Source organism: Flexithrix dorotheae DSM 6795 (assembly GCF_000379765.1).
GTDB classification, from domain to species: Bacteria; Bacteroidota; Bacteroidia; order Cytophagales; family Flammeovirgaceae; genus Flexithrix; species Flexithrix dorotheae.
On record NZ_KB903434.1, the window covers coordinates 102,362 to 126,417 of the forward strand.

At 35.8% G+C, this 24,056-nt stretch carries 15 protein-coding genes; 9 read left to right on the top strand and 6 right to left on the bottom strand.

Annotation, left to right across the window (positions count from 1 at the left end; all coding sequences use genetic code 11):
* The first annotated feature begins 8 nt into the window (after positions 1 to 8).
* Complete coding sequence (locus A3EM_RS0109005; RefSeq protein ID WP_020527868.1) at positions 9 to 509, top strand: NADH-quinone oxidoreductase subunit C; 501 nt, start codon at positions 9 to 11, stop codon at positions 507 to 509.
* On the opposite strand, the gene A3EM_RS0109010 is transcribed toward A3EM_RS0109005, so the two are convergent.
* Positions 506 to 3,322, bottom strand: a complete 2,817-nt coding sequence (locus A3EM_RS0109010) for a TonB-dependent receptor (protein ID WP_020527869.1) — start codon at positions 3,320 to 3,322, stop codon at positions 506 to 508. The genes A3EM_RS0109005 and A3EM_RS0109010 overlap by 4 nt on opposite strands.
* 114 nt (positions 3,323 to 3,436) lie before the next feature.
* Here A3EM_RS0109010 and A3EM_RS0109015 point away from each other — a divergent pair, with 114 nt between their 5' ends.
* Together A3EM_RS0109015 and A3EM_RS0109020 are read left to right on the top strand one after the other, a co-directional pair.
* The gene (locus A3EM_RS0109015; protein ID WP_020527870.1) at positions 3,437 to 4,000 is read left to right on the top strand and encodes a hypothetical protein; all 564 of its coding nucleotides are present in this window, start codon (positions 3,437 to 3,439) and stop codon (positions 3,998 to 4,000) included.
* A 192-nt stretch (positions 4,001 to 4,192) separates the two neighbouring features.
* Positions 4,193 to 5,788, top strand: coding sequence for a sulfatase family protein (locus A3EM_RS0109020; RefSeq protein WP_020527871.1), 1,596 nt, complete (start codon positions 4,193 to 4,195; stop codon positions 5,786 to 5,788).
* Between the two features lie 43 nt (positions 5,789 to 5,831).
* On the opposite strand, the gene A3EM_RS0109025 is transcribed toward A3EM_RS0109020, so the two are convergent.
* Both A3EM_RS0109025 and A3EM_RS45655 read right to left on the bottom strand, forming a co-directional pair.
* A complete protein-coding gene (locus A3EM_RS0109025; RefSeq protein WP_020527872.1) occupies positions 5,832 to 6,782 on the bottom strand; it encodes a D-2-hydroxyacid dehydrogenase in 951 nt (316 codons plus the stop codon).
* Positions 6,783 to 6,966: 184 nt separating this feature from the next.
* A complete protein-coding gene (locus tag A3EM_RS45655) occupies positions 6,967 to 8,571 on the bottom strand; it encodes a GAF domain-containing protein (RefSeq protein WP_020527873.1) in 1,605 nt (534 codons plus the stop codon).
* A gap of 553 nt (positions 8,572 to 9,124) precedes the next feature.
* Between A3EM_RS45655 and A3EM_RS0109040 the strand changes: the two genes are divergently transcribed.
* The 6 genes from A3EM_RS0109040 to A3EM_RS0109070 all read left to right on the top strand — a co-directional run bounded on the left by A3EM_RS0109040 (position 9,125) and on the right by A3EM_RS0109070 (position 21,352).
* Entirely contained in the window at positions 9,125 to 11,101 is a 1,977-nt protein-coding gene (locus A3EM_RS0109040) for a retaining alpha-galactosidase (protein WP_020527875.1), read from the top strand.
* 139 nt (positions 11,102 to 11,240) lie between these two features.
* Complete coding sequence (locus A3EM_RS0109045) at positions 11,241 to 12,389, top strand: hypothetical protein (protein WP_020527876.1); 1,149 nt, start codon at positions 11,241 to 11,243, stop codon at positions 12,387 to 12,389.
* A gap of 404 nt (positions 12,390 to 12,793) precedes the next feature.
* A complete protein-coding gene (locus A3EM_RS0109055; protein ID WP_169513340.1) occupies positions 12,794 to 17,716 on the top strand; it encodes a hypothetical protein in 4,923 nt (1,640 codons plus the stop codon).
* 235 nt (positions 17,717 to 17,951) lie between these two features.
* Positions 17,952 to 18,848: a toxin-antitoxin system YwqK family antitoxin gene (locus A3EM_RS41930; protein ID WP_020527879.1), complete on the top strand. Its 897-nt coding sequence runs from the start codon at positions 17,952 to 17,954 to the stop codon at positions 18,846 to 18,848.
* Positions 18,849 to 18,907: 59 nt separating this feature from the next.
* Positions 18,908 to 19,981 carry a peptide chain release factor 1 gene (prfA, locus tag A3EM_RS0109065; protein WP_020527880.1) on the top strand — a complete coding sequence of 358 codons (1,074 nt, stop codon included), beginning with the start codon at positions 18,908 to 18,910 and terminating at the stop codon, positions 19,979 to 19,981.
* A 177-nt stretch (positions 19,982 to 20,158) separates the two neighbouring features.
* Positions 20,159 to 21,352 (top strand): M20 metallopeptidase family protein, encoded by a 1,194-nt coding sequence (locus A3EM_RS0109070; RefSeq protein WP_020527881.1) that lies wholly within the window; start codon positions 20,159 to 20,161, stop codon positions 21,350 to 21,352.
* Between the two features lie 23 nt (positions 21,353 to 21,375).
* Here the strand turns inward: A3EM_RS0109070 and A3EM_RS0109075 are convergent, their stop codons facing one another.
* From A3EM_RS0109075 to A3EM_RS0109085, 3 genes are all read right to left on the bottom strand, one after another.
* Positions 21,376 to 21,702, bottom strand: a complete 327-nt coding sequence (locus tag A3EM_RS0109075; protein ID WP_020527882.1) for a hypothetical protein — start codon at positions 21,700 to 21,702, stop codon at positions 21,376 to 21,378.
* 167 nt (positions 21,703 to 21,869) lie between these two features.
* Positions 21,870 to 22,328, bottom strand: a complete 459-nt coding sequence (locus A3EM_RS0109080) for a CBS domain-containing protein (protein ID WP_020527883.1) — start codon at positions 22,326 to 22,328, stop codon at positions 21,870 to 21,872.
* A gap of 166 nt (positions 22,329 to 22,494) precedes the next feature.
* The gene (locus A3EM_RS0109085) at positions 22,495 to 23,994 is read right to left on the bottom strand and encodes an acyl-CoA synthetase (protein ID WP_020527884.1); all 1,500 of its coding nucleotides are present in this window, start codon (positions 23,992 to 23,994) and stop codon (positions 22,495 to 22,497) included.
* Positions 23,995 to 24,056 lie beyond the last annotated feature (62 nt).

Below are 24,056 nucleotides of genomic sequence, written 5' to 3' on the forward strand. Positions count from 1 at the left end.
TTTTAAGCATGAAATTAGATGAAAAACTTATTGGCCTACTGCACGAAAAGTTTGGCAAGGAAAATATTACAATAAATGATTCTGTGGATGAAACAGTATGCACAGTTGATAAATCAATTCTTTTCCAGGTTTGTCTCTTTTTGAGGGATGATGAAAGTTTTTATTTTGATTATTTATCCTGTATTACTGGCATTGATAATGGACTTGATGTCAATTCCATTGAGGTCATCTATAATCTTAACTCCATTCCATTTGAAAAAAGAATAACATTGAAAGTGTTAGTAAACAGGGACCTGGATTCAGATGGAAATTGTTCTGTACCCTCTGTTTGCAAGATATGGAAAAATGCTGATTGGCTGGAAAGGGAAACTTATGATTTATTGGGGGTAAAATTTGAAAATCATCCTGATCTGAGAAGAATTCTGCTCCCATCAGACTGGGAGGGTTTCCCCTTGAGAAAAGACTACAAACTCCAGGAATATTACCATGGAATTAAAGTGGATTACTAATTAAAAACTTCATCAAACGTAAAGGTAATATAATACAGACCTCCTACACTAGCATTCCCAAAACCGGTCGTATAATATTTATTGAGCATATTTGAAGCCCCTAATTTTACATAGGTTTTTATTTTGGAAATTTTATAGGAAACCTGTCCATCCAGGGTGCTGTATGCAGGAATATTTCCAACTCCAAAAGGAGATTCCCAAACAAAATCATTTTGCCATCTCCAATTGAGGTTAAACCCAATATTTTTAGCCACTTCTCTATTGGCAATACCAAAGTTTATCCTATAGTCAGGCGTATTAAATCTGGCCTGAAATCCTGGAGGCGCATCTTTTGGTACTTCCAAACTATTGTAAGAAACATTGCTTCTAAAATAATATCCCTTTGGCATTCTAAAATCTAAGCCTACTGCCCACCCATAGCTATTTACTGGTTTTTCCACAGAAATAGTTGTCTGGTATCTTTTTTCTTCAGGTGTATTGGGATTTTGTACTAAAGATTGAGCCGCCATGAAACCATCGTAAGTATTTTGGAAGACATAGGCATCAATTAAGATCATTTTATGAAAATGCAACCCCTTATAGCCTAATTCATATGAGGTAACGGTTTCCGGGATAAATGCAGGAATAACAAAAGGGCCATCTGTTAATACAGGTTCGCCAATTAAAGGATTAGGATCTGATAATGGATAAACGGGATTGGTATCGAAGTTATATTTTTGATGCACTTCAGGTAACCCTCCAAGAGTTCTAAAGAAACCAACATCTAAATCTAACCATTGGTCGGCTGTAGCAGGGAATCGGAAAGCAGTCTGCCAGGAGGCTCTGAAATGGCTTAATTTTTCTTTTCCTGTTGAATAAACAATCGAAAATCTGGGTGTTATCCTGGAACTAAACTTTTCATGTTTGTCGTACCTTGCAGCAAGAGTCATTTTTATAGCTTCCTTAAATAAACTTTTACCCAATTGTGCGAACGCTCCTATTTGATCCACTAAAATCGGATTCCCAGGCGTATCGAAAAATGTAGTTCCTTCCGAATTGATGTTGTATTTTCTATAACTTGCTCCAACCAATAAATCTACAGGTTGAATTAAGTTTTGAAAATTATACATTCCTTCAAAATGCAGCAGGCTACTTTTATCTACCACTTTTGCTCCTCCCTGATCTATACTGGTATTTCTAACCTCACTAAATATGGAATTAAATTCATCAGAACCAGGCAGAGGTCGAGCTACTTCTCCAGGAATAAGAATATTTCCGTTGACATCCCGGTTATCGGCTACAGCCCTGGCAAATTGATGCGAAGATTCCTCAGAATTCCCAATGAAAAAATTTTGTGTAAATGCCTGGACATAATCAGCATACCAATCTTCGCTAGTCTTCCATTTCTCATTAAACCTTAAAATTCCTCCTCCGGCATCATATGTATCTCCAGCACCTTCTTTCATGCCAAAGGCTCTTAAAAAAAAGTTTTGTCCTTTCAATTCTGCTCTTCCGCTAAACACATTAAAATTCACAAGAGAAAACCTGTTCTGAGCAGTATAAACACTTGTTCCTTTTCCATAACCACCTTCTAAAATTGCCTCCAAATCATTATTAATTCTATAGTGGATTGCCCCTTTCACCCTAATGTTTTCAGTATTATAGTCCACTACGTCTTTTTCTTCATATCCTGTCCTGGTGACAATTTGGTCTGGAAATCTATCTACAATCCCCTGAATAAAATCATCGTATTCAGGAGAATCCGGAAGAATGCCCTGAGCATCTGCAATCCCCGCAGCCACATTTGGAGCAATATCTTTTAAGTTTACAGGAAATAAAACTTCATCACCGTAAACATTAACCCCATCATACCCAGGGTTCGTTTCCCGATTTAATTCCGGATTGTTCAGGTCTGTTTTATCTCTATAGTCTGAAGCATTCCAATCCTGTGCCTTTAAATATCCAACGCTTAGCTTAAAAGCCAGTTTGTTATTCAAAACCTTCGCATAACGCATATTAAAATCTACCATAGGGGCCGGATTATCCCTGTAAGGAGCATTTACATGCATTATACCGGTCTGTAAGGAAGCACTCAAACCCTGGTAATCAAAAGGATTTTTGCTGGACATTAAAAGTGTGCCGTTCAAACCTCCCGGTCCGTATAGCGCAGAGGATGCTCCAACCAACAACTCAACACTTTCTATATCAAGTGGAGATAACCCAAAAATATTTCCTGCCGCAAAGCCCAAACCAGGAGGGGTATTATCTATTCCATCTATCAGCTGATTTATTCTGTAATTGGTATTTCCATTAAACCCCCTTGTATTGGGAAGCCTGAAGGTAAGACTTTGCACATTCATGTCAACACCCTTCAAATTATATAACCCATCATAGAAATTTGCTGAGGTAGTTTGCTTTAGATCAAGAATATCCAGCTTTTCCACACTTACCGGAGATTCCATGATATTTTCCTTAAATCTCGAAGCGGAAATAATGACTTCCTGTCCCAGCAAAACTTCCTGCTTTAGTTGAACATTTAAATCCGTTTTACTATCCGTAACCACTAATTCGAACATTTTATAACCCACCATCGAAAAAACCAGGGTAAATGGAGTAGGACTATTGGTTTTAAAAGAAAATTCACCCTTGCTATCCGTAACTGTACCAATTAGCTTATTTTCCAGTTTAATGTTTACCCCTATCAAAGTTTCATGAGTTTTTGAATCTTCTACCGTACCTGAGATGATTATTTCATTTTGAGCATAAATTTTGGGAATTAAAATAAAACTTAATAATATGCTTGAAATAAATACTTTTGTACCTCTATTGAACATGATGCTATGAGATGGGAATTTTTTAGTATCTCAAATGTAAAGACTGTAAAAACCTTTTAAAACCTAAATATCATTTTTTTTATACATATTTTTTAACTTAAAAATTTTAAAACAATGTTAAAATCCAACCATACTTTGATGTATACAAAAACGGCCCTAATTATCTTAGTGATTTCAGTTTTTTTAGGTTCTTGCAGTGAAGATGAAGAACCAACAGTTAATCCATTAGTTGGTACCTATACTGTTTCTTCAGCTACTTTTATAAATGAAACTACAATTATAATTGATGGTAATGAAACCACTTTTCCAGCAGGTAGTGATGCTGTTGCCTTCTTTACCTCATTATTGTATATTGGTTCTCCTTGTCAGGATCCTACTAAATCTGCCATTACATTAAAAGAATCCAATGAATTATTTTTATCCTGTATTGGTGAAGATACAGAAGAAAAATCAGGTACTTGGGTAGATAAAAGTAGTGAGAAAGAATTACAATTAATCGTAAGCATCACAGGCATTTCATTTCCGATTACTATTACTCTTCAGGACTATGTTATTACCGATGGCAAATTATCTGGCCAAATTTCAAATTTCCCAATGCCTAAAGATACTGGAAAACCAATAGATCAGAATAACCTGCAATTTGTTGATATCAATGCTGAGTTTTCTACAGTAGAATAATTTCCAACAAGAAATAAGATTTCATGATAGCCTCTGAATTAAGTTTCAGGGGCTTTTTTTTTTACGACTGAAAATATTTTCCAAATCAATTATTTTAATTTATTCTTATACAACCAATTCTCCTCACTTACTAGGCTTTTGTATTTAAACCCGTTAATTTCAGGCAATTTTAAAATTAATTCTAAATTGAAAATGAATAAGCAATCAAACTTTATTTTATCAATTCTTATTATTGCTGCAGGATTGTATTCCTGCAACAAAGAGGGTGATAACAACACCACCTTAAAAAAGCCAAATATCCTATTTTGTATAGCAGATGATGCCTCTTTTGAGCATATGGGAGCTTATGGCTGTTCATGGGTAAAAACTCCTGGTTTTGACAGGGTTGCCAATGAAGGAATTTTATTTAACAGAGCCTATACCCCCAACGCAAAATGCTCACCTTCAAGATCTTGTATTTTAACGGGAAGAAACTCCTGGCAACTGGAAGAAGCAGCTAATCATGTTCCAAAATTTCCATCAAAATTTAAAACCTATTTTGAGGCCTTAAAGGATAATGGATATTTTACAGGGCACACCGCAAAAGGCTGGGCACCAGGAGATCCCGGAGAAATTAATGGACAAAAAAGGCAATTAGTAGGCCCTGCTTTTAATAAACATACCATAGAGCCTCCAGCAAAACATATTTCAGGAAATAATTATACAGAAAATTTCAAGGACTTTTTATCCCAAAAGCCAGAAGATAAACCTTTCTGCTTTTGGTATGGATCCACCGAGCCTCATAGAGCTTATGAATTTGGCGCAGGGATAAATAAGGGAGATAAAAAGTTAGAAGATATAGACAGAGTTCCTGCCTTCTGGCCGGACAATGATTCTGTAAGAACTGACATGCTGGATTATGCCTTCGAAATAGAATATTTTGACCTTCATCTTCAAAAAATGCTTGCTTATTTGGAAGAAATTGGAGAATTGGACAATACCCTCATTGTAGTTACTTCTGATAATGGCATGCCATTTCCCAGAATAAAAGGACAGGAATATGAGCTTTCCAATCATTTACCTTTGGCCATTATGTGGAAAAACGGGATAAAAAAACCGGGAAGGGAAGTAAATGATTATGTTAGTTTCATCGATTTTGTCCCTACATTTCTTGAAGTAGCCGGATTATCCCTTGAAAAAAGTGGTATGGCAGCTTTTCAGGGGTTAAGCCTTAGTGATATTTTTAATTCTGAAAAATCGGGAATTGTCAACCCTAAAAGAGATCATGTTTTAATTGGAAAAGAACGTCATGATGTGGGCAGACCCAATGACTGGGGTTATCCAATAAGGGGAATTATCAAAGATGATATGCTTTATATTGAAAACTTTGAGACTTCAAGATGGCCCTCTGGAAACCCTGAGACTGGGTATTTAAATTGTGACGGTAGCCCTACAAAAACAGTTTGCCTGGATTCCCGATTAATGGCTGACAGGAAAAAATATTGGGATTTGAATTTTGGAAAAAGAATTGAAGAGGAAATGTATAAGGTAGATGTGGATAGAGATTGTATGACAAACCTTGCTTTAAATGCTTCTTATTCAGAATTAAAAAGAAATTTAAAAGAGCAAATGTACAAGGAATTACAAGCTCAGGAAGATCCCAGAATGTTTGGTAATGGTCAATATTTCGACAATATCAAGTATGTAGACCCCAACACTACCAACTTTTATGAAAGATACATGAATGATGAAAAAATGAATGCAGGCTGGGTGAATCTTTCAGATTTTGAAGAAAACCCTCTCGATTAATAAAATGTAAATCACCCAGGAATTTTTGAATTCCTGGGTGATATTAAATAACATTTACCGGGCTTCCATCCATATATTTTTCAATATTGTTTACAAGAATATTCATTAATCTTTGTCTGGACTCCTTAGCCGCCCAGGCATTATGAGGAGTAACGATACAATTTTCCAAACCGATTAAGGGATGATTAGCCTGAGGAGGTTCTTCAGAAAGCACATCTAACCCGGCTCCTGTAATTTTTTTATGGGTTAAGCACAAGGCCAAATCTTTTTCATTTATAAGTGGACCTCTACTTGTATTGATTAAGAAGGCGGATTTTTTCATCTTTCCCAGTAAAGCCTCATCAATAAATCCTTTATTTTCTTCGGTTAATGGACAGTGAAGGGAAATTACATCGCTATCTGAAAATAGTGTTTCCAAATCTACAAAAATAACTCCGGGCATTTTATCCCGCTCAGGGTGTTTATGGAAGGAAATAACCTTCATTCCAAAACCTTGAGCAATTTTAGCCACCTGTCTCCCAATTTCACCAAATCCTACGATTCCGATGGTTTTACCAGAAAGCTCCATTATAGGAAAATCCCAGAAACACCAATCCTTATTTTTACTCCATTTCCCCTTATTCACACTTTGTGCATTTTCTGTTAGCCGATTCGATAAGGCAAGTATCAGTGCAAAAGTATGTTGGGCCACAGCCGAACTTCCATAACCTGGTACATTAGTCACCGTAACACCTTTTTCTTTTGCCGCTTTTATATCCACAATATTATAACCAGTAGCAGAAACTCCAATATATTTCAGGTTTGGCAATTGATCCAGAATTCCCTTATCCAAAACAACCTTATTCGTGATTACAATTTCAGCATCTATTGCCCTTTGTAGGACTTCATTTCTTGTAGATCTCTCATAAATATGACATTCACCAAAGTTTTCCAGGGAATCCCAGGTTAAATCACCCGGATTTAAAGTAAATCCATCAAGTACAACTATTTTCATTTTAATATTTTGGAATTCAAAAAAATATTTAGAGATGTAATTTAGAAGGAAGCATTTATATTCCTTAGTTTTTTTACAAAAAACTACCCCGGACGGGAAATATCTACTTTATCCTGGTGCATAAAAAAAGGTAGTAGGAATAAAGCCCTACTACCAATTAAAAATTTTAGATTGTCAATTGAAATTACTTTATCGAATCTTTTTGAATTTGAGTTTTCAGGTTCTCGATTTCCGATTCTTTTTCCTGAAGTTTTTGTAATAACTCTTGCTCTCGCTCCTGATATTTGGCAATATTCTTTTTCAACAATTGCTCATTTTCTTTAAGGGCTTTAAAATCACCCTCTGAAATGGCATTATTTTGTTTCGCTTCCCGACTTTGCTTCTGAAATTCTCTTGCTTTCTCCAAAGCCTTTTTCATTACCAGTTCATTAGAAGACATTTTTTTATTCGCAACTTCCAGCTCATTTCGCTGCTCTTCCAACTGAATTTCCCTATTTTTTGCCTCGGTTACATCTTCGAAAATTCCCAGTAACGCCCTAACAGACCCGTTGTCTTCCAATAATGGAATTTTGCTTGTTCTTAACCATCGATCATCACCTTCCGTATTGTTTTGTTTTTCTTCAAAACCAAGTTTTGCCTTCTTTGTCGCAATCACTTTTGCATCATCCTCTCTATATAATTTAGCATTTTCCTCCCCCCATAACAAATCAAAATCATCCTTTCCTATTACATCTTTTGGAGATGATAACCCTGCTGTTGTTGCAAAAAGTTTGTTACAACCAATATATTTCAGGTCTTTATCTTTCCAGAAAATGGCTTGAGGAATATGATCGATTATGGCCTGAAGCATTTCCTGCGAAGATTTTATTTTTTCTTCTTTTTCTCTTAGCTCCTCAGCTTGTTTTTTAGTTTGGGAAAGTGCGTTTTCTATCTCTTTTTGATTTCGCTGCATTTCTTCCTGAGTGGCAACCAGCTCCTCATTATTCTGCCTCATTTCTTCTTCCTGAGCTCTCATTTGCTCTGTCTGCATTTGAGATTCCTGCAATAATCGCTTAGTCCGCTCATTTACCTTCGTTGTGGCAATAGAAGAAGCAATATTTTCCCCTAGTTTCTCCAGAAAATCAATTTCGTGTTTTTCAAACTTCTTAAAAGAAGCCAATTCTAATATTCCAAAAACTTCATCATTTACCTTTAAGGGAACTATTAGAATAGACCTTGGAGACGCTTCACCAAGCCCTGAAGTAATATTTACAAATGACTCTGGTACTTCAGTTAAAAAAATTGATTCCCTTTCAAGATAAGCCTGCCCTACAATTCCTTCCCCAATGTCAAGTCTCTTGTTGATATATTTTTTCCTGTCATAGGCATAACAGGCCACCATTTCAAGGTATTTGTCTTCGTTATCCTCTTCATTCACGATGAACAAACCACCCTGGTTGGCTCCCATGTATTTTACCAGGCTGGAAATGATTTCATCGCAAAGTACTGATAAATCGTTATCGTGGTTATTTCTAAGAATTTCCACAAAATTTGCAAGCCCTTCCGTAGACCAATTTCTTTCTTTTTCTTCCTCTGCAATTTTTTGCAAATGTTGCTGCATCTTAATAAGCGCAGAAATCAGATTACTCTCATCATTTTCAAACCCTTCGAAAGTGGTATTCAGTTTCCCATTTTCAATGTTCTTTACAAACTCGGTAGCCGCATTTATTTCAGTAGATAACGATTCTAAATGTAAACTTAAGTTTTGAAGATTTTCTCTTTTGATAATTTTATATGGAAACCTTATCATGTGTAATTCTATATTTTAATTGACGAAAGAGTAAACGAGTATTTTTTAAATTCTTTTCTGAACATCTAAACTTCATTCTTTAGTCCAGGTAATTTTTAATTATACTTTAGAAATGTTTACTTAAGTGAAAAATTTTATCAGCCTCCTTTTTTTATTAGAATTTGGAGGAGAATGGTAGTTTTTTTTCTTTTAAACCCTATAAAATCAAGAAATAATGGAATTTCTTCCTTAATTTTCCCCTTTCACACATTTATGATATAGAGCTTTTTAAATTCAGTTTATAACTTCAGATTTACATTAATTTTTATTTTGATGTAAGATAAAGTGTGAAATCTTAAAAACTGTGAGGGGAAATTTTGCTTCTATTTTTCTTAAAACCAGGATTTATTTCAAAATCGAATTGCCAGTTTACACCATTTCCCCTGAGTTAAAAAAAGGGACTTTTTAAAATTGGATCTCAATAATAATTTGGGTATTGCCTAATGCACAAAACCGAAACAATAAAAGAATACCTCTCTGAGACTTTTAATTCAGAGACACAAAAACTATATGTATGAAAAAAATTACTTTATCTTTTCTGCTCATTCTAAACGGACTTCTTTTAATAGCTCAAACAGACGAAACTTTCACTATTTTATCCCCAGACAAAAGTCTGATTATTCAGGTTGATGTAAATGAGAAAATTTATTATTCATTACAGGTAAGGGAACAGGAAATCATAAAACCCTCACCTATATCAATTACTCTGGAAGATGGTGAAGTGCTCGGAGAAAATCCTAAAATTCGAAAAGTAATTAACGACTATGTAAATGAAGATATTTATCCAATTTTTGGTAATAAATCCGAAATAGATGAAAAGTATAATTTCGTTGAAGTCATTTTTAAAGGAGGCTATTCATTAGAAGTAAGAGCGTATAATGATGGATTTGGGTACCGCTTCAAATCAGCTCTAAAAAAGGATTTTAAAGTAGTGACTGAAGAAGTGACTTATAATTTTGAAGAAGATTACCCAATTTATATTTCCCAACCCAGAACAAATAATTTCCAACATAGCTATGAAGATTTTTACAATTATTTGAAGCTTTCGGAAGTATCTAAAGATTCCATGGGAATGCTTCCAATATTGGTAGAAGCCAAAAAAAATGTGAAAATTGGATTAACCGAGGCTGATTTGTTTGATTATCCCGGAATGCATCTGGCTATTAATGAAAAAGGAAAAAATAGTTTGAAAGGTGTTTTCCCCGGATATCCTACTAAGACAAAGATTGGTGGCCACAATGATTTCAACCTTGTAGTGACAGAAAGGGCCGATTATATTGCTGAATCTCCAGGTACTCGAAATTTTCCCTGGAGAGTATTTATTGTATCCGAAATTGATACAGAGCTATTAGATAATGATTTGGTATACAAACTAAGCAAACCAGCAGAAGGGGACTTTTCGTGGGTGAAACCGGGAAAAGTGGCCTGGGATTGGTGGAATGCGATGAACCTTAAAGGTGTTAATTTTAAAAGTGGAATCAATACAGAAACTTACAAGTATTTTATCGATTTTGCTGCTGAGCATGGAATAGAATATGTTAACCTTGATGAAGGCTGGTCCGATCAGTTTGATTTATTAAAACTAGACGATCAAATTGATATGATAGAAATTTTGGATTATGCCAAAAAGAAAAATGTGGATATAATTGTCTGGTGTGTAGCCAGAACTTTGGATGCGCAACTTGAAGAGGCATTGGATCAGTTTGTGGAGTGGGGTGTAAAAGGAATAAAGGTAGATTTCATGGACAGGGATGATCAGGTAATGGTTGATTTCTATAACCGGGTTGCGGAAGAAGCTGCAAAGCGAAAGTTGTTGGTCAATTTTCACGGAGCATATAAGCCCACTGGTTTAAATAAAACTTTTCCTAATGTGATCAATCAGGAGGCCGTAAGAGGACTAGAGTATAATAAATTTGCCAAACCTATGGGTACTACCGCTGATCATGCTGTTACTATTCCATTTATCAGAATGCTTGCAGGATCAATGGATTACACTCCCGGTGCCATGGTGAATGCACAAAGTGAAGATTTTGTGGTAAGGTTTGATCGACCAATGAGTCAGGGAACAAGATGCCAGCAACTGGCTATGTTTATTATTTATTATTCACCCCTTCAAATGCTTGCAGATGCGCCAACTGCTTATGAAGGAGAACCGGAAATACTGGATTTTTTAAGTAAAGTCCCAACTACCTGGGACAATACTTGGGTTATTAGCGGAAAAGTTGGGGAGTATGCAGTAATTGCCAAACAAAAAGGAGAAGACTGGTTTGTAGGGGGGATGACTAATACAGAAGCCCGAACATTAGCGGTAAACTTTTCATTTCTTGGAGATGGGGAATTTTTAGCAGAAATTTTTAAAGATGGCTTAAATGCCGATCGATTAGGGGAAGATTATATTAAAGAAACAAAAACCATAAAAGCAAGTAATAGAATGGAATTCGATTTAGCCCCAGGCGGAGGATTTTCAATAAGAATTACACCTAAAAAGTAAAATTTAATTCTAAATAAAAATTAATATCAAAACACTAACAATATTATTAACATTTATTTAAAGATTGGAATAGTTGTTGAATTAGCAGAATCCCGGAAGAGTAAAATCTTTACCGGGATTTTTTTTAATTTTTTTGACTATGACTACGATTTTTAAAAATTTAAACCAATTAGCATTATTAATTGCTATCAATTTTTGTTTACTAAGCTGCAATGATCAATTCGTATTTCGGGAGGAAATAGAAGAAGAAGCTATTAAACCTGTTGTAAAAATAAAAGGAGAAGATTTTTATATAAATAATAAAATCACTCTTGAGGGAATAGAATGGAGAGGCTTTCGTGTAGAAGGATTATTGCCCAACGCCAGATTGGTAAATGGTATTTTTGATGATTCAAACCCTGAAACACAGAGCCTCTGGGCTTATCCTGATACCAAAACCTGGGATCCTGAAAGAAATACTGATGGTTTTATAGCTTCAATGTCCACCTGGAAAGCAAAAGGACTTCTTGGATTTACCATCAATATGCAGGGAGGAAGTCCACATGGATATTCTGCAGAACACCCCTGGAATAATAGTCCATATGAGGAAAACGGAGACTTGAAACCGGAATATATGAACCGGTTGAAGAAAATACTGGATAGAGCTGAGGAATTAGAAATGGTACCAATATTAGGACTATTTTATTTTGGTCAGGATGAAAGACTAAAAGATGAGCAGGCCGTAAAAGATGCGGTAGATAATGTAATCGACTGGTTGTTTGATCACGATTATAAAAATGTGTTAATCGAGGTGAATAATGAATGCACTGGTGCCTATGATCATGCCATTTTACAACAGGAAAGGGTTCATGAATTAATTCTACAAATACAATCCAAAAACAGGAATGGATTTCGATATTTGGTAAGCACAAGTTATGGAGGGAAATCGATCCCAAAATCAAATGTGGTAGAAGTCGCTGACTTTATACTTCTGCATGGAAATGGCATTACTGATCCAAGGGAAATTGTGGCAATGGTGGAAAAGACAAAAAACGTTCCTGGCTATACGCCCAAACCAATTGTATTTAATGAGGATGACCACTACGAATTTGAAAAAGGGTACAATAACTTTGCTTCTGCAATTAGTGCGCATGCCTCTTGGGGATTTTTTGATTATCGCAGAACCGGAGAGGAATTCGAAAATGGCTTCCAAAGTGTTCCGGTAGACTGGAGAATTAGTTCAGAAAGAAAACAGGCTTTCTTCGATATGGTAGAGGAAATCTCTCTTGGTGAAGAAATTATTAAGTAAAAAAAATATAAATACCCAAGTGGCCCAAGTCAGGTTGATTTTAGTAAATATTGAATCAACCTGACTTTTTACATTATTTCCCCTCAACCCATATTCTCTGAACTTTTCTCCTTTTCAATGGGTCTTCCATAAGCAGGCTAATGACAATCAGTTTTTTTCTATTTTCAAAATAATAAAAAGCATTACTCATTAGTAGTATCCTGACTTTGCTAACAATCTGGTTTACGAAATATTTTTTTAAATTTTAAGGCCTTTATGGCAATCTTTTTGGATTGTTTTAGCTTATTAAATGAAGCAAAATAGCTTTTAATTTGTTTCGTTAACTGGGAATCACTGCACAATTAAACACAATGAAGGGAAAAGTTTTAGTTTTTGTTATCACATTTATTGTTTGTTCAAATATTTTGAACGCACAAAAATTCAGGGAGCGTCCATTTTCCAATGCAGACAGCCTCCTGGTGGATGTGGAGCGCCTTTTCACTAAAGGTACAGGCGAAGAAGCGGTTGTAGATTCCCTTTACAGCGGATTTGAAAATAAATTTTCAAGTCTGCCTGCAGAACAACAATTGTTGATTTACAAAATCTCCCTGGCGATGTATAGCAAGGGATACAGGGTAAACCCCCATTTAAAAGATTTTTACCGCTGTATTATAGCTTCTACCGAATACAGAAATTTATCAAATGAAGAGTTTAATAACTTTCTAAATATTACGGATACTACTGTAAACTATTACAAGGGTCACGTACTATCCAATTTCTTAGAAACCACCAGGCATTTTTTAGAAAATGACACAGTATATTCCTCAAGATACAATTCTCTTATTATTGAAGGTGGCAATTTTACTTTTGACCATATTCTAGATGAAGATGCCATAGAAAAAGGAGTTGGATTTGAATCTGCTACGGCATCTACTGAACCACTAATCGAGGAGGAGGAAGAAGAGGAACCTGAGAAAAAAGACTGGTTTGAAGGTATGCCAGAGGAAGAGGAAGAAGACGAATGGGTTTCTGAGGAGACAGATGATTGGGGAGACGATGATGACGATTGGGGTAGTGGTGACGATGACTGGGGAGATGATGGATGGTCAGATGAGGAAGATGACGATTGGGGAGATGATGGAGGTGATGACTGGAGCGATGAAGAAACTACAGAAATTGAAGAAAAATCCTTGCTTGAAGAATCTTTTGCCTCGGAAAGTTTATTTAGTATTCCTGATCCCGAATTGCCGGAGGAATTAGGCCCAATTTTAAGGTTTGAGAATGCAAATTTTGTACTCAACTCCATTTATGACTCTACAAAGGTCGAAAATGTTTCAGGAGCATTATTATTAAAAAATGGTGATATTGTGGGTAAAGAAGGCCGGTTTACCTGGGAAAATGTGGGATTTAATCCTGATGAAGTCTACAGTGATCTGGGTGCTTTTACTATGAATTTGAAAGAGCCAAAAATAAAGGCTGATACTGCAAAACTTACTTATAAAAGTAAATTAGAGGAGCCCATAACAGGAGTATTTGAGTATAATAGCAATATACACAACAAAAAACCGGAAAAAGCTAAGTATCCCAAATTCCAATCTTATTACAGCAACCATGTTTTAAATGATATTCTGGAGGGTGTTACTTATAGAGGAGGAATTCATTTAAGAGGTAAAAGGTTAAGAAGTGATGCGGCTTTACCAGGAGAAGCCATGGTAAGATTTGAAGGAGAGCATGGAAAATACACCGCAAAAACAAAAAAATGGTTTTCCCTTGATGATTCCTCATTTTATAGCCCACAGGCTAGCCTGGTAATTCATTATAGCGAAGAAGATTCTTTATCTCATCCGGCTGTTATTTTCAGGTATGATGGTAAAAATACAACCCTGGAGGCCAGAAGAGATAAATCAGAATTTAAAACAACATTGTTTGTAGACACAAGGAATGATGTAAATATTTCTGCTGAATTTTTAACCTGGAATACACAGAAAGACAGCCTGGATATGTCTATTCTCAATGCCCGGGACAGAATACCGCTGGTGGTGGAATCCAAAGATTACTTCGACAAATATCGGTTTATTGCCTTAAAAGGGACTTATAACTTTCATCCATTACAAATGGTGGTGGGTTATGCCTCCAAAACCAAGCAATCTGTATTTTATTCTGCAGATATGGCAGTTGCACTTAAGCAATCTCCGGCCATTGTAAAGGGCGCCATGATTGAGCTTAGCCGCAGAGATTATATCGAATACAACCAGTATTCCGACCTGGTAACTTTAAAGCGAAAAGCATTGCTTTATGTTTATGCCATGAATGGTAAAAAAGGAGTCGATTACGATAATATGATCATGCACTCCCGAACTACCAACAGACCTAACCTTTCTATTTCCTTAAATAGCAATGATTTTAATCTTGAAGGAGTAAATAGTTTCATGATTAGTGATTCTATGAAAGTGCTTGTAACACCTAAGGATGGAAAAGTAAATTTAAAGGACGGCCGAAATACTTCCTTTGGCGGGGAAATGCGTGCAGGAAACTTTGTCTTTAGGGGGCCTGAATTTATTTATAATTACGATAGCTTTAATGTTCAACTTGATGTAATCGACTCTATTTCAATCCTGGTCACTCACAAAGATGGAGTAAAAAAGGAATTAGCTAATAATATTGTAAATACTGGTGGTATCCTTTACATTTCTCACCCCAAAAATAAATCAGGAAGAAGGAATATGACCCAGTACCCCATTCTTGATGCAGTGAAAGGTGGAGCGATTTACTTTGATGGAAAAGAAATATTAGAGGGCAGTTATGACCATAGAGTCAGATTTGAAATTCCTCCATTCGTAATTGATTCACTCAATGATAACAATACCGATGTAATTACCTTTGATGGTACATTCAAAACAGAAGGCATATTCCCTGATTTTCAGGAAGTCATTTCCATTCAACCGGATTATTCCTTTGGCTTTGAAAGACAGATGGATCCTAATGGTGTCCCTTTATACAACGGTAAAGGAAAGTTTTACAATTCTATCACTCTAAATAATAAAGGTATTAGAGGAGATGGCAGGATTGAGTATTTAACTGGTAAATTCCAATCAAAGGACTTTATTTTCTATTCTGATTCAGTTTTAACTAAAGGGGAAGATGGGGAAATTGCAGAAAAAAATGAAACCGGAGCCAGCTACCCCAGTGTAAAACTGGCTCAGTATAGTATGCGTTGGCTGGTAGAAAGCGATAGTATGCTGCTTACCAGTGAGGAAGATACCAATTTTGAGATTTATAATCCTGAAACAACATTCAAGGGAACATTAGCCCTTACAAATACAAATGTAGATGGAAATGGAGTAATTGAAACACCCAGATCGTTGAATGAATCAAAAAACTTTTATTTCGAAGCAAATAAATATACCAGTAGAAACTCTACATTCAATATTAAATCAGAAGATCCAAAAACTCCTGCCATGCTAGGAGAACATGTAGAGGTGGAATATGACCTGGAAAAAGGGGAAGCATTGGCAAAATCAGAAAGAGAAGGGGAAAATAGTTTTACTTTTCCTTTTGTAAAATATGAAACCAATATCAGTCAGGTTTTATGGGAGTTTGATGCTAACCGGCTTGTGATGAGTGTGGATGGCACCAACGAAGATGGCCTAGGAAAATTTATTTCCGAAAAACGAGGCCAGGATTCACTGGAAATCAATGCCAGCACTGCTATATACGACCTCAACAATCACGTGCTTAACCTGGAAGGTGTTCCGGATATAATTGTAGCCAATGTGAGGATTATTCCAGATAGTGGGAAAGTTTTTATTAGGGAAAATGCTGAAATGGATGAATTATTAGGGGCAACTTTAGAGCTTAATAAAGATACTAAAAATTATACCCTTACAGATGCCAACATCAAAATTACCTCTAAAAATAAATTTCAGGGGGAAGGTTATTACAATTATTCCCTGGGAATTAAAGATACGTTCAAGATCAAATTTTCGGATTTTGATGTAAAAAAGGACGATGAAGAGGCTTCTGGTTTTGTAACTACTGCCCGGTCTGCGATAATGGAGGACGATAACTTTGTTTTCGCCCCAGGAGTGAAGTTTAAGGGAGAGCTAATCTTATCTGATAATAAGAGTTATATGACTTTTAAAGGAGCAGCAAGTCTGGATATTGAAAGAGAAGATAACGAATGGTTTACCTACAACTCTGAGGAAGAAGGGACACACGGACAAATATTTGTGGATGAAAATCTGAAAGTTGCCGGATTTCCAACTAAGTTATCCACAGGGTTGTACCTTGGAAAGTTTGATAGGAATCTATATTCAAGCTTAATCCAGTTTAGGAAAGAAAGGGCTAATGATAATCCTATTTTTATTGGAAGAGGTAATCTGACATTTAATGAAGAAACAAAGGACTATACTGTAGCTCCTGAAGAAAAATTATCAGATCCTAATTATAAAGGCAACTTATTTATATACAACCATGAAACACAACAAACAGAATTTGAAGGTGAATTTTCTTTTGTTGAACCATCCAATAAATTTTCGGTAAAAGCTTCGGGCAAAGGTAAAGGGGAAATGGATAACGAAGCCTATGATATCAATACCATGCTTTATGTAGATTTTGACCCGGGGAATGCCATGTTTGATATTCCCGGAGTTGATCTGGAAGAAGGTTTGGAAGAGGCTGTAATTGAAGGAGATGATGTAGATATTTTAATCAATAAACTATCTCAATTACTCACTGATAAACAATTGGGAGATTTCCTTTACAAATTTGAAGATGGTAACGAAGCCTTTTCTGATTTTTTCAATAATGGTATTACTCTCACTAATGTAGATTTCAAGTGGTCAAGTGATTATGCTGCATTTTACAGTGTAGGAGATGTGGAAATTGGAAATATTTTTAAAACTGATTTAAACAAAATCTGCAAGGGATATGTAGAAATCCCCAAAAGTGAAGCTGACCATATTATCAATATTTTTATAATGGAGGATCCAGAATTATGGTACTTTTTCCATTTTGAAAAAAGTGGAATAAGGGCACTTTCTTCAAATGGAGCATTCAATGCCACGCTTAATTCAAAAAGTGCCGGAAATGATATTGGCAGAGCTAATAATGAAGAATTATTGGGGTTTGTAAGTAGTTTCAGAATGAATTATTTGGGAATAGAAGAATTACTTGATTTGGTTATTCCACAGGATGAAACTATTGAAATGCCTACCGAGGCTATTGAATCGGATGTATTTGGTGAGGATGTTTTCGGAGATGATGTTTCAGAAGATGTTCCAGTTGAAGATCCCGTTACTGAAGAAGGAGAAGAGGAAGAAGAAGACGATGATGATGATGGCTTTTAATGATATTTTACTTTGCCAAAAATAATATTGCTCTGTTGAACTTCTTGAAATAATTAGGAGTTTGCCAGTTAGCTATAATGCATTTACCTCAACTTGTTGATTATAAGCAAGATAATTATAAATTAAATTATCCATAGGATTAAATTCCTTTTAATTTTTATTGTAATTTTGTAAATTAAAATAGAATGTAGCAAGTAGGGGATTGATTATTCCTAATAAATTACATTAACCTAAAATGAGATTTTTCAGTAAGATTTTTTTTCTGATTACCATTTTTTCATTTTTTAATCTTCACCTGGCCTTTTCCCAAAAAAAGAAAAGCAAGAAAGAAAAATTAGATGAGCTTGTTCAAAGTGATACGCTTATTGTCCAATCTAATGATGAATTTAAACCTACCTTAGAGCTGGACCCAGGGGCAATTAATGTTGAAAAGAAAAAAAATAAAAAGAAAAAGCGGAAGAAAAAGGTATTTTATGGCGTAAAAACCAAGGTGAGGTTTACTAAAGAAATAACCAGAAACGGCAATGGGATCATCTACGAAAAATTCTATGTCTTAAAGGTTCCAGAAATGCCTGATCAGTATGTAAACACTGTCTATTTCTTCAATGAAAAAGAGCGGAAAATTGCAAGTACTTCTCCTAAAAAGTATAAACCTGAATTTGGACCTTTGCTGCACGGTTCCTACCAGAAAACAGTTTTAGGCGAACCTTTGGCTAATGGAATTTTCTACAAGGGTACCAAACATGGCCGGTGGGAAAGATACGGAAGAGACAGGTTATTATTAGATAAGGAATATTATTACAGGGGTCATCCGAAGGAGTCGGAAGTTACTTTCCATGATATCGACCAAAAGAAATTAGAAGAAGTTATTCCTATAAAATATGGGAAAATGGATGGTGTCTATTTGTCTTACTATAAAAGTGGGAGAATCAAGGAAAAAGGTTTGTATGTAGACGGAATTAAAGTTGGAAAATGGTATGAATATTTTGACCGGGACCGGGCAAGTCTGAAAAGGGAAACTCAATATGGGAATAAAAATAAACCCTATGAAGAATTCCAGTCTTATATAGTTCAGGAATGGAACGAAAAAGGGAAAAAGGTAATTGATAACCGAAAAAGAAGAGGCCGATAATTTTGCATAATGTCAATTTGTAAAATAATAAATTGGATGCATATTAATATATTTGGTATATGATAGATAAATTAGAAGAGATTAGTAATAGGTTTGAGGAAGTGAGCAAACTTATTGTACTGCCTGAAACCATGGCAGATATGAAAAATTACGCCAAACTCAATAAAGAATATAAAGACCTTGAAAAAGTAGTTTCGCTTTATAAAAAATTTAAAGAGGTACTCGGAAATATTGACAATGCCAAAAGCATTATTGCCACCGAAAAAGATCCGGAATTTAGGGAAATGGCCAAAGAGGAACTGGATGAGTTCAATAGCGAAAAGAAAGCATTGGAGGAAAAGCTAAAAACTCTCCTTATTCCCAAAGACCCTAATGACAGTAAGGATGTAATCATGGAAATTAGGGCAGGAACTGGTGGTGATGAAGCAGCGATTTTTGCCGGTGATCTCTACAGAATGTACCAAAGGTATGTGGAAACCAACGGTCTTAGTATGAGTTTAATGGACTTTACTGAGGGAACATCTGGTGGATACAAGGAAATTGTTGTTTCTGTAACAGGGGAAGATGTTTACGGAAAGCTTAAATTTGAATCCGGAGTGCACAGGGTACAAAGAGTGCCAGCAACTGAAACTCAGGGTAGAGTACATACTTCTGCTGCCACCGTAGCTGTACTTCCGGAAATGGATGAAGTGGAGGTTGATATTAATATGAATGATGTGAAGAAGGAAACCTACTGTTCTTCTGGTCCGGGAGGTCAGTCTGTAAACACCACTTATTCAGCAGTAAGATTAACCCATATTCCCACTGGAGTGGTGGCTCAATGCCAGGATCAGAAATCTCAGCTAAAAAACTTTGATAAAGCCTTAAATGTGCTTCGATCAAGAATATATGAAATTGAACTGGCCAAACACAATGAGGAAGTTGGAGCAGCCAGAAGATCCATGGTAGGAAGTGGGGACAGGTCTGATAAAATCAGAACTTACAATTATCCTCAAGGAAGGGTTACAGATCACAGAATTAATCACACAGTATATAATCTTCCTACAGTGATGAATGGAGAAATCGGGGATTTCATAGAAAAACTTCGAATAGCTGATAATGCCGAAAAAATGAAAGAAGGAGCAACGGCATAATCTACAGATAATTTCAAAAAAAGCCTTTAATTTAGTTTAAAGGCTTTTTTTGTGTCTTCCCCCTACAACCTAATAATTCACTTCTTCAATAAAATTACCCAAAATTCACTGCATCCCTAAGTAATAAAATTGTAATTTTGAATTTTAGCATTATTGCTACAAGCAAAAAACAACCTTATGGAATTAATTAATAAAATAAAAGATCTGGCTAAGCAAAACCTGGAAGAAACTATCCAAAACCGAAGACATCTTCATGCTAATCCAGAACTTTCATTCGAAGAATATAAAACATCAAAATTTGTTGCTGAAAAGTTAAAATCATTTGGATTAGAGTCTAATGAGGGAGTAGCAGGAACAGGCGTGGTGGCTCTCATAAAAGGTAAAAACCCTGAAAGCAAAGTGGTGGCCTTAAGAGCAGATATGGATGCTTTACCAATTGTGGAAGCCAATGATATTCCCTATAAATCTAAAAATGAGGGAGTAATGCATGCATGCGGGCACGATGTACATACATCCTCACTTTTAGGGGCTGCAAAAATCCTTAATGAAGTTAAGGAGGAATTTGAGGGCACTGTGAAATTAATTTTTCAACCAGGAGAAGAAAAAATTCCGGGAGGTGCCTCTTTAATGATAAAAGATGGTGTGCTGGAAAACCCTTCCCCCGGGAAAATAATTGGACAGCATGTCATGCCACTTTTACCAGTTGGAACTGTAGGTTTCAGAGAGGGCATGTATATGGCCAGTGCTGATGAAATTTATATTACTGTAAAAGGAAAAGGTGGCCATGCAGCAATGCCTGAAAATCTTGTTGACCCCATTTTAATTACTTCTCACATTTTAGTTGCCCTTCAGCAAATTGTAAGTAGAAATGCCAGCCCTAAAATTCCTTCTGTGCTTTCTTTTGGAAAATTGAAAGCGGAAGGAGCAACCAATATTATCCCAAATGAAGTGAAAGTAGAAGGAACATTCAGAACTTTAAATGAAGAATGGAGAGCTGAAGCAAAAAAACGAATGGTCAGTATTGCCAAAGGAATTGCCGAGGGAATGGGAGGATCAGTGGATTTTGATATCAAACACGGTTATCCTTATTTAACAAATCATCCGGAATTAACCCGTAAACTTAAAGGAGCAGCAGTAGATTTTATGGGGAAGGAAAATGTTATCGACCTTGATATCTGGATGGCTGCAGAAGATTTTGCATTTTTCTCCCAGCAGGTGGATGCTTGTTTTTATAGATTGGGCACAAGAAACGAAGCCAAAGGAATTACTTCTGGAGTCCATACTCCTACTTTTAATATCGATGAAAGTGCTCTGGAAACCGGAGCAGGACTTATGGCCTGGCTTACAGTTGCTGAACTAATGGCAAACTGATCTCAAACAAAGAAAGAGTGGATTTACACACTCTTTCTCTCATTTTCTAATTCTTCAATTCTTTTGGAAAGCCTGGCTATTTGATCCCTTAACTCCATTTCAGTTGCATGGGATGGCAAGGAATCCAGCTCCCCTCCTACTACTATGGTCTCCAGATTTTCCAATCTTTTATTCATTTCTTCAAGGACTTTTGTATTAACATTTGCCCCCGATCTTTTAAAATGCTTATAATGAGGCTCATTCTTCCCGGGAGGAATACCCTGCTCCTTTTCTATTTGTAATCGTCTGAGTTTTACAATAGTACCACTTACTATTGCCACAATTACAATTACCATTATTTCCGGACCCATTTACTTTAATTTTGTTGATAATACCAATATAATCAAATTTTGCCTTGGTAGGAATACCGCTCCTGTAAATTCTATGTTGACAGAAAATAAAAATGGTTGAAATGGGATTTGCCTTGCCCAACATTCAACCAGTTATTTTAACCAAAAACAAACCTGAAATCTATTTCCTACCAGGTAGTTTTCTTCATATCCATTGCAGCCCTCAATATATCTCTTCTACTCACCTGACCGACAAGTTTTCCATTATGTACTACAGGAAATTTTCTAAAGTGCGAATTTAAAAATGCATTGGCTACATCCAACAAATCGTTTTCAGTGCTCACTGTTTTTACATTTGTAGACATATACTCAGATACTTTTTTATGCTGAACAGGCATATTATTATAGGAACTTTCCAGCACAAGTCTCAGGCAATCTTTTTCTGTAAGCATACCAACAATTTTCCTATCCTTATCCAATACAGGAGAACCGGTAAGTTTATGCTTAATTATGAGCTCACAAGCATCCATAATAGTCATGGAATCTGATAAGGTTACCTCATTTTTATCCATATATTTTTCAATGGATTCGAATTGGTAACCTTTCTTCGCAGTAGCGGAATCTTCTTTTCTGGGTGTAAAATTCATGGTCTTAACAATTTAATTCATTAACATATTTTACTTGATAGAGTGGGTTTCTGAAGGCAATACTGGAATTAAAAAAATTTCCAGCGCTTATTAAATTAAGCAAAATATTACAAATTTGCAAGAAGACCTTTGGAAAAAAATAGCTATACAATTAATTTATTGGTTTTTACAGCTTTCTCTTTAATATTATTTCCCTCAATTTATTCTTTGTAATTTTTCCCATAACATTTCTAGGCATTTTATCTATTTCTATAAATCCTGCAGGAATTTTATAGGCTGGCAAGTAATTTCTCAGCCATTTTTTTAATTTTTCTGGCTCCGGAAATTTGCTTCCATTGCAAACTAGAGCCGCATATATTTTCTCTCCCCACTCTTCATCTTCAATACCAATTACCCCACATTCTTTAATTTTATTATGGCTCAATAATACTTCCTCAATCTCCAATGCAGAAATTTTATATCCACCAGATTTTATGATATCTACCGAATTCCTCCCAAGTATTTTATAATACCCTTCCACAATTGTAGCCCTGTCGCCCGTTTGAAACCACCCCTCTTTAAAGGCTTCCTGAGTGGCTGTATTATTATTCCAATACTCCTTAAAAACCATTGGTCCTTTAATATAAATTTCCCCCTCATTTGTCTTGTTCCCATTTTCATCAACCAGTTTTAGGTCCACATTTGGCAATGGACATCCCACAAACCCGGCTTTTCGTTCTCCCTCATAGGGATTGGAAAGGGCCATTCCTATTTCAGTCATTCCATATCGCTCCAAAAGAAAATGACCGGAAATATTTTTCCATTTTTCCAAGACAGGCACAGGCAAAGCTGCAGAACCAGAAACCATTAACCGGAACTTTTCCAATATCCTTTTTAATTCCTTTTGTTTTTTCTCCGGATAATCCTCATATTCCCTGATTAATTTTGAATAAATAGTGGGTACTGCCATGAAGAGATTGATATTTCCTTTCATAAATTTGTCCCAAACCTCCTTTGCGCTAAATTTCGGGAGAAATTCACATGTAGCTCCAGCCCAAAGTGCACAACACAAAATATTTAAAATCCCATGTAAATGATGTAATGGTAAAACATTTAAAATATAATCACTTTCCCTCCATTTCCAGGCATCTACCAGACATTCTATTTGATTTTGAATTATTTCATGAGTAGAAACTACACCCTTGGGTTTACTTGTGGTTCCACTGGTATAAATGATCATGGCTCTCCTCTCAACAGCCACATCTGGCAGTATTCCCTTTATTTTTCCTTTTAATAAATTTTCAGCCAAAATAAGCTGAACGCCCTGAGTTGAAAACTGGGAAAGTGAAGAAATGTATTTTTGGGAAGTAATTATAAGCTCGGCTCCGGAATCTTCGATTACATGAGAAATGGCCGGTAATGGATGTGTATTACAAAGCGGAACTGCAATACCTCCAGCTCTCCAAATTGCCCATTGAATAAAAACGTATTCAGCACCTGGATCTACCATAAAGGCTACTCTTTTTTCATTCAAATCAGCTTCCCCGTTAAGCAGAAAACAAGCTGCATTTTTTGAATAATTTAATAATTCTTCAAAGGAAAAAGCGGTATTGTCCGAGACCAAAGCAGTTTTTTGATAAAATTTCTCAGCTCGATTTATAAGTGGTATCCCTACAGTTTCTGCCATTTTGGATTTATTTCGATTTTCTTTTGTTAAATTAGATTAGTGGAGTATGCTCCAAACAAAAG

Coding starts and splice junctions, on each gene's coding strand:
- A3EM_RS41930 (WP_020527879.1), top strand. CDS start 17,952: ATGAGATTTTTCAGTAAGATTTTTTTTCTGATTACCATTTTTTCATTT.
- A3EM_RS0109080 (WP_020527883.1), bottom strand. CDS start 22,328: ATGAATTTTACACCCAGAAAAGAAGATTCCGCTACTGCGAAGAAAGGT.
- A3EM_RS0109025 (WP_020527872.1), bottom strand. CDS start 6,782: ATGAAAATAGTTGTACTTGATGGATTTACTTTAAATCCGGGTGATTTA.
- A3EM_RS0109020 (WP_020527871.1), top strand. CDS start 4,193: ATGAATAAGCAATCAAACTTTATTTTATCAATTCTTATTATTGCTGCA.
- A3EM_RS0109015 (WP_020527870.1), top strand. CDS start 3,437: ATGTTAAAATCCAACCATACTTTGATGTATACAAAAACGGCCCTAATT.
- A3EM_RS0109075 (WP_020527882.1), bottom strand. CDS start 21,702: ATGGGTCCGGAAATAATGGTAATTGTAATTGTGGCAATAGTAAGTGGT.
- A3EM_RS0109010 (WP_020527869.1), bottom strand. CDS start 3,322: ATGTTCAATAGAGGTACAAAAGTATTTATTTCAAGCATATTATTAAGT.
- prfA (WP_020527880.1), top strand. CDS start 18,908: ATGATAGATAAATTAGAAGAGATTAGTAATAGGTTTGAGGAAGTGAGC.
- A3EM_RS0109085 (WP_020527884.1), bottom strand. CDS start 23,994: ATGGCAGAAACTGTAGGGATACCACTTATAAATCGAGCTGAGAAATTT.
- A3EM_RS0109070 (WP_020527881.1), top strand. CDS start 20,159: ATGGAATTAATTAATAAAATAAAAGATCTGGCTAAGCAAAACCTGGAA.
- A3EM_RS0109040 (WP_020527875.1), top strand. CDS start 9,125: ATGAAAAAAATTACTTTATCTTTTCTGCTCATTCTAAACGGACTTCTT.
- A3EM_RS0109045 (WP_020527876.1), top strand. CDS start 11,241: ATGACTACGATTTTTAAAAATTTAAACCAATTAGCATTATTAATTGCT.
- A3EM_RS45655 (WP_020527873.1), bottom strand. CDS start 8,571: ATGATAAGGTTTCCATATAAAATTATCAAAAGAGAAAATCTTCAAAAC.
- A3EM_RS0109005 (WP_020527868.1), top strand. CDS start 9: ATGAAATTAGATGAAAAACTTATTGGCCTACTGCACGAAAAGTTTGGC.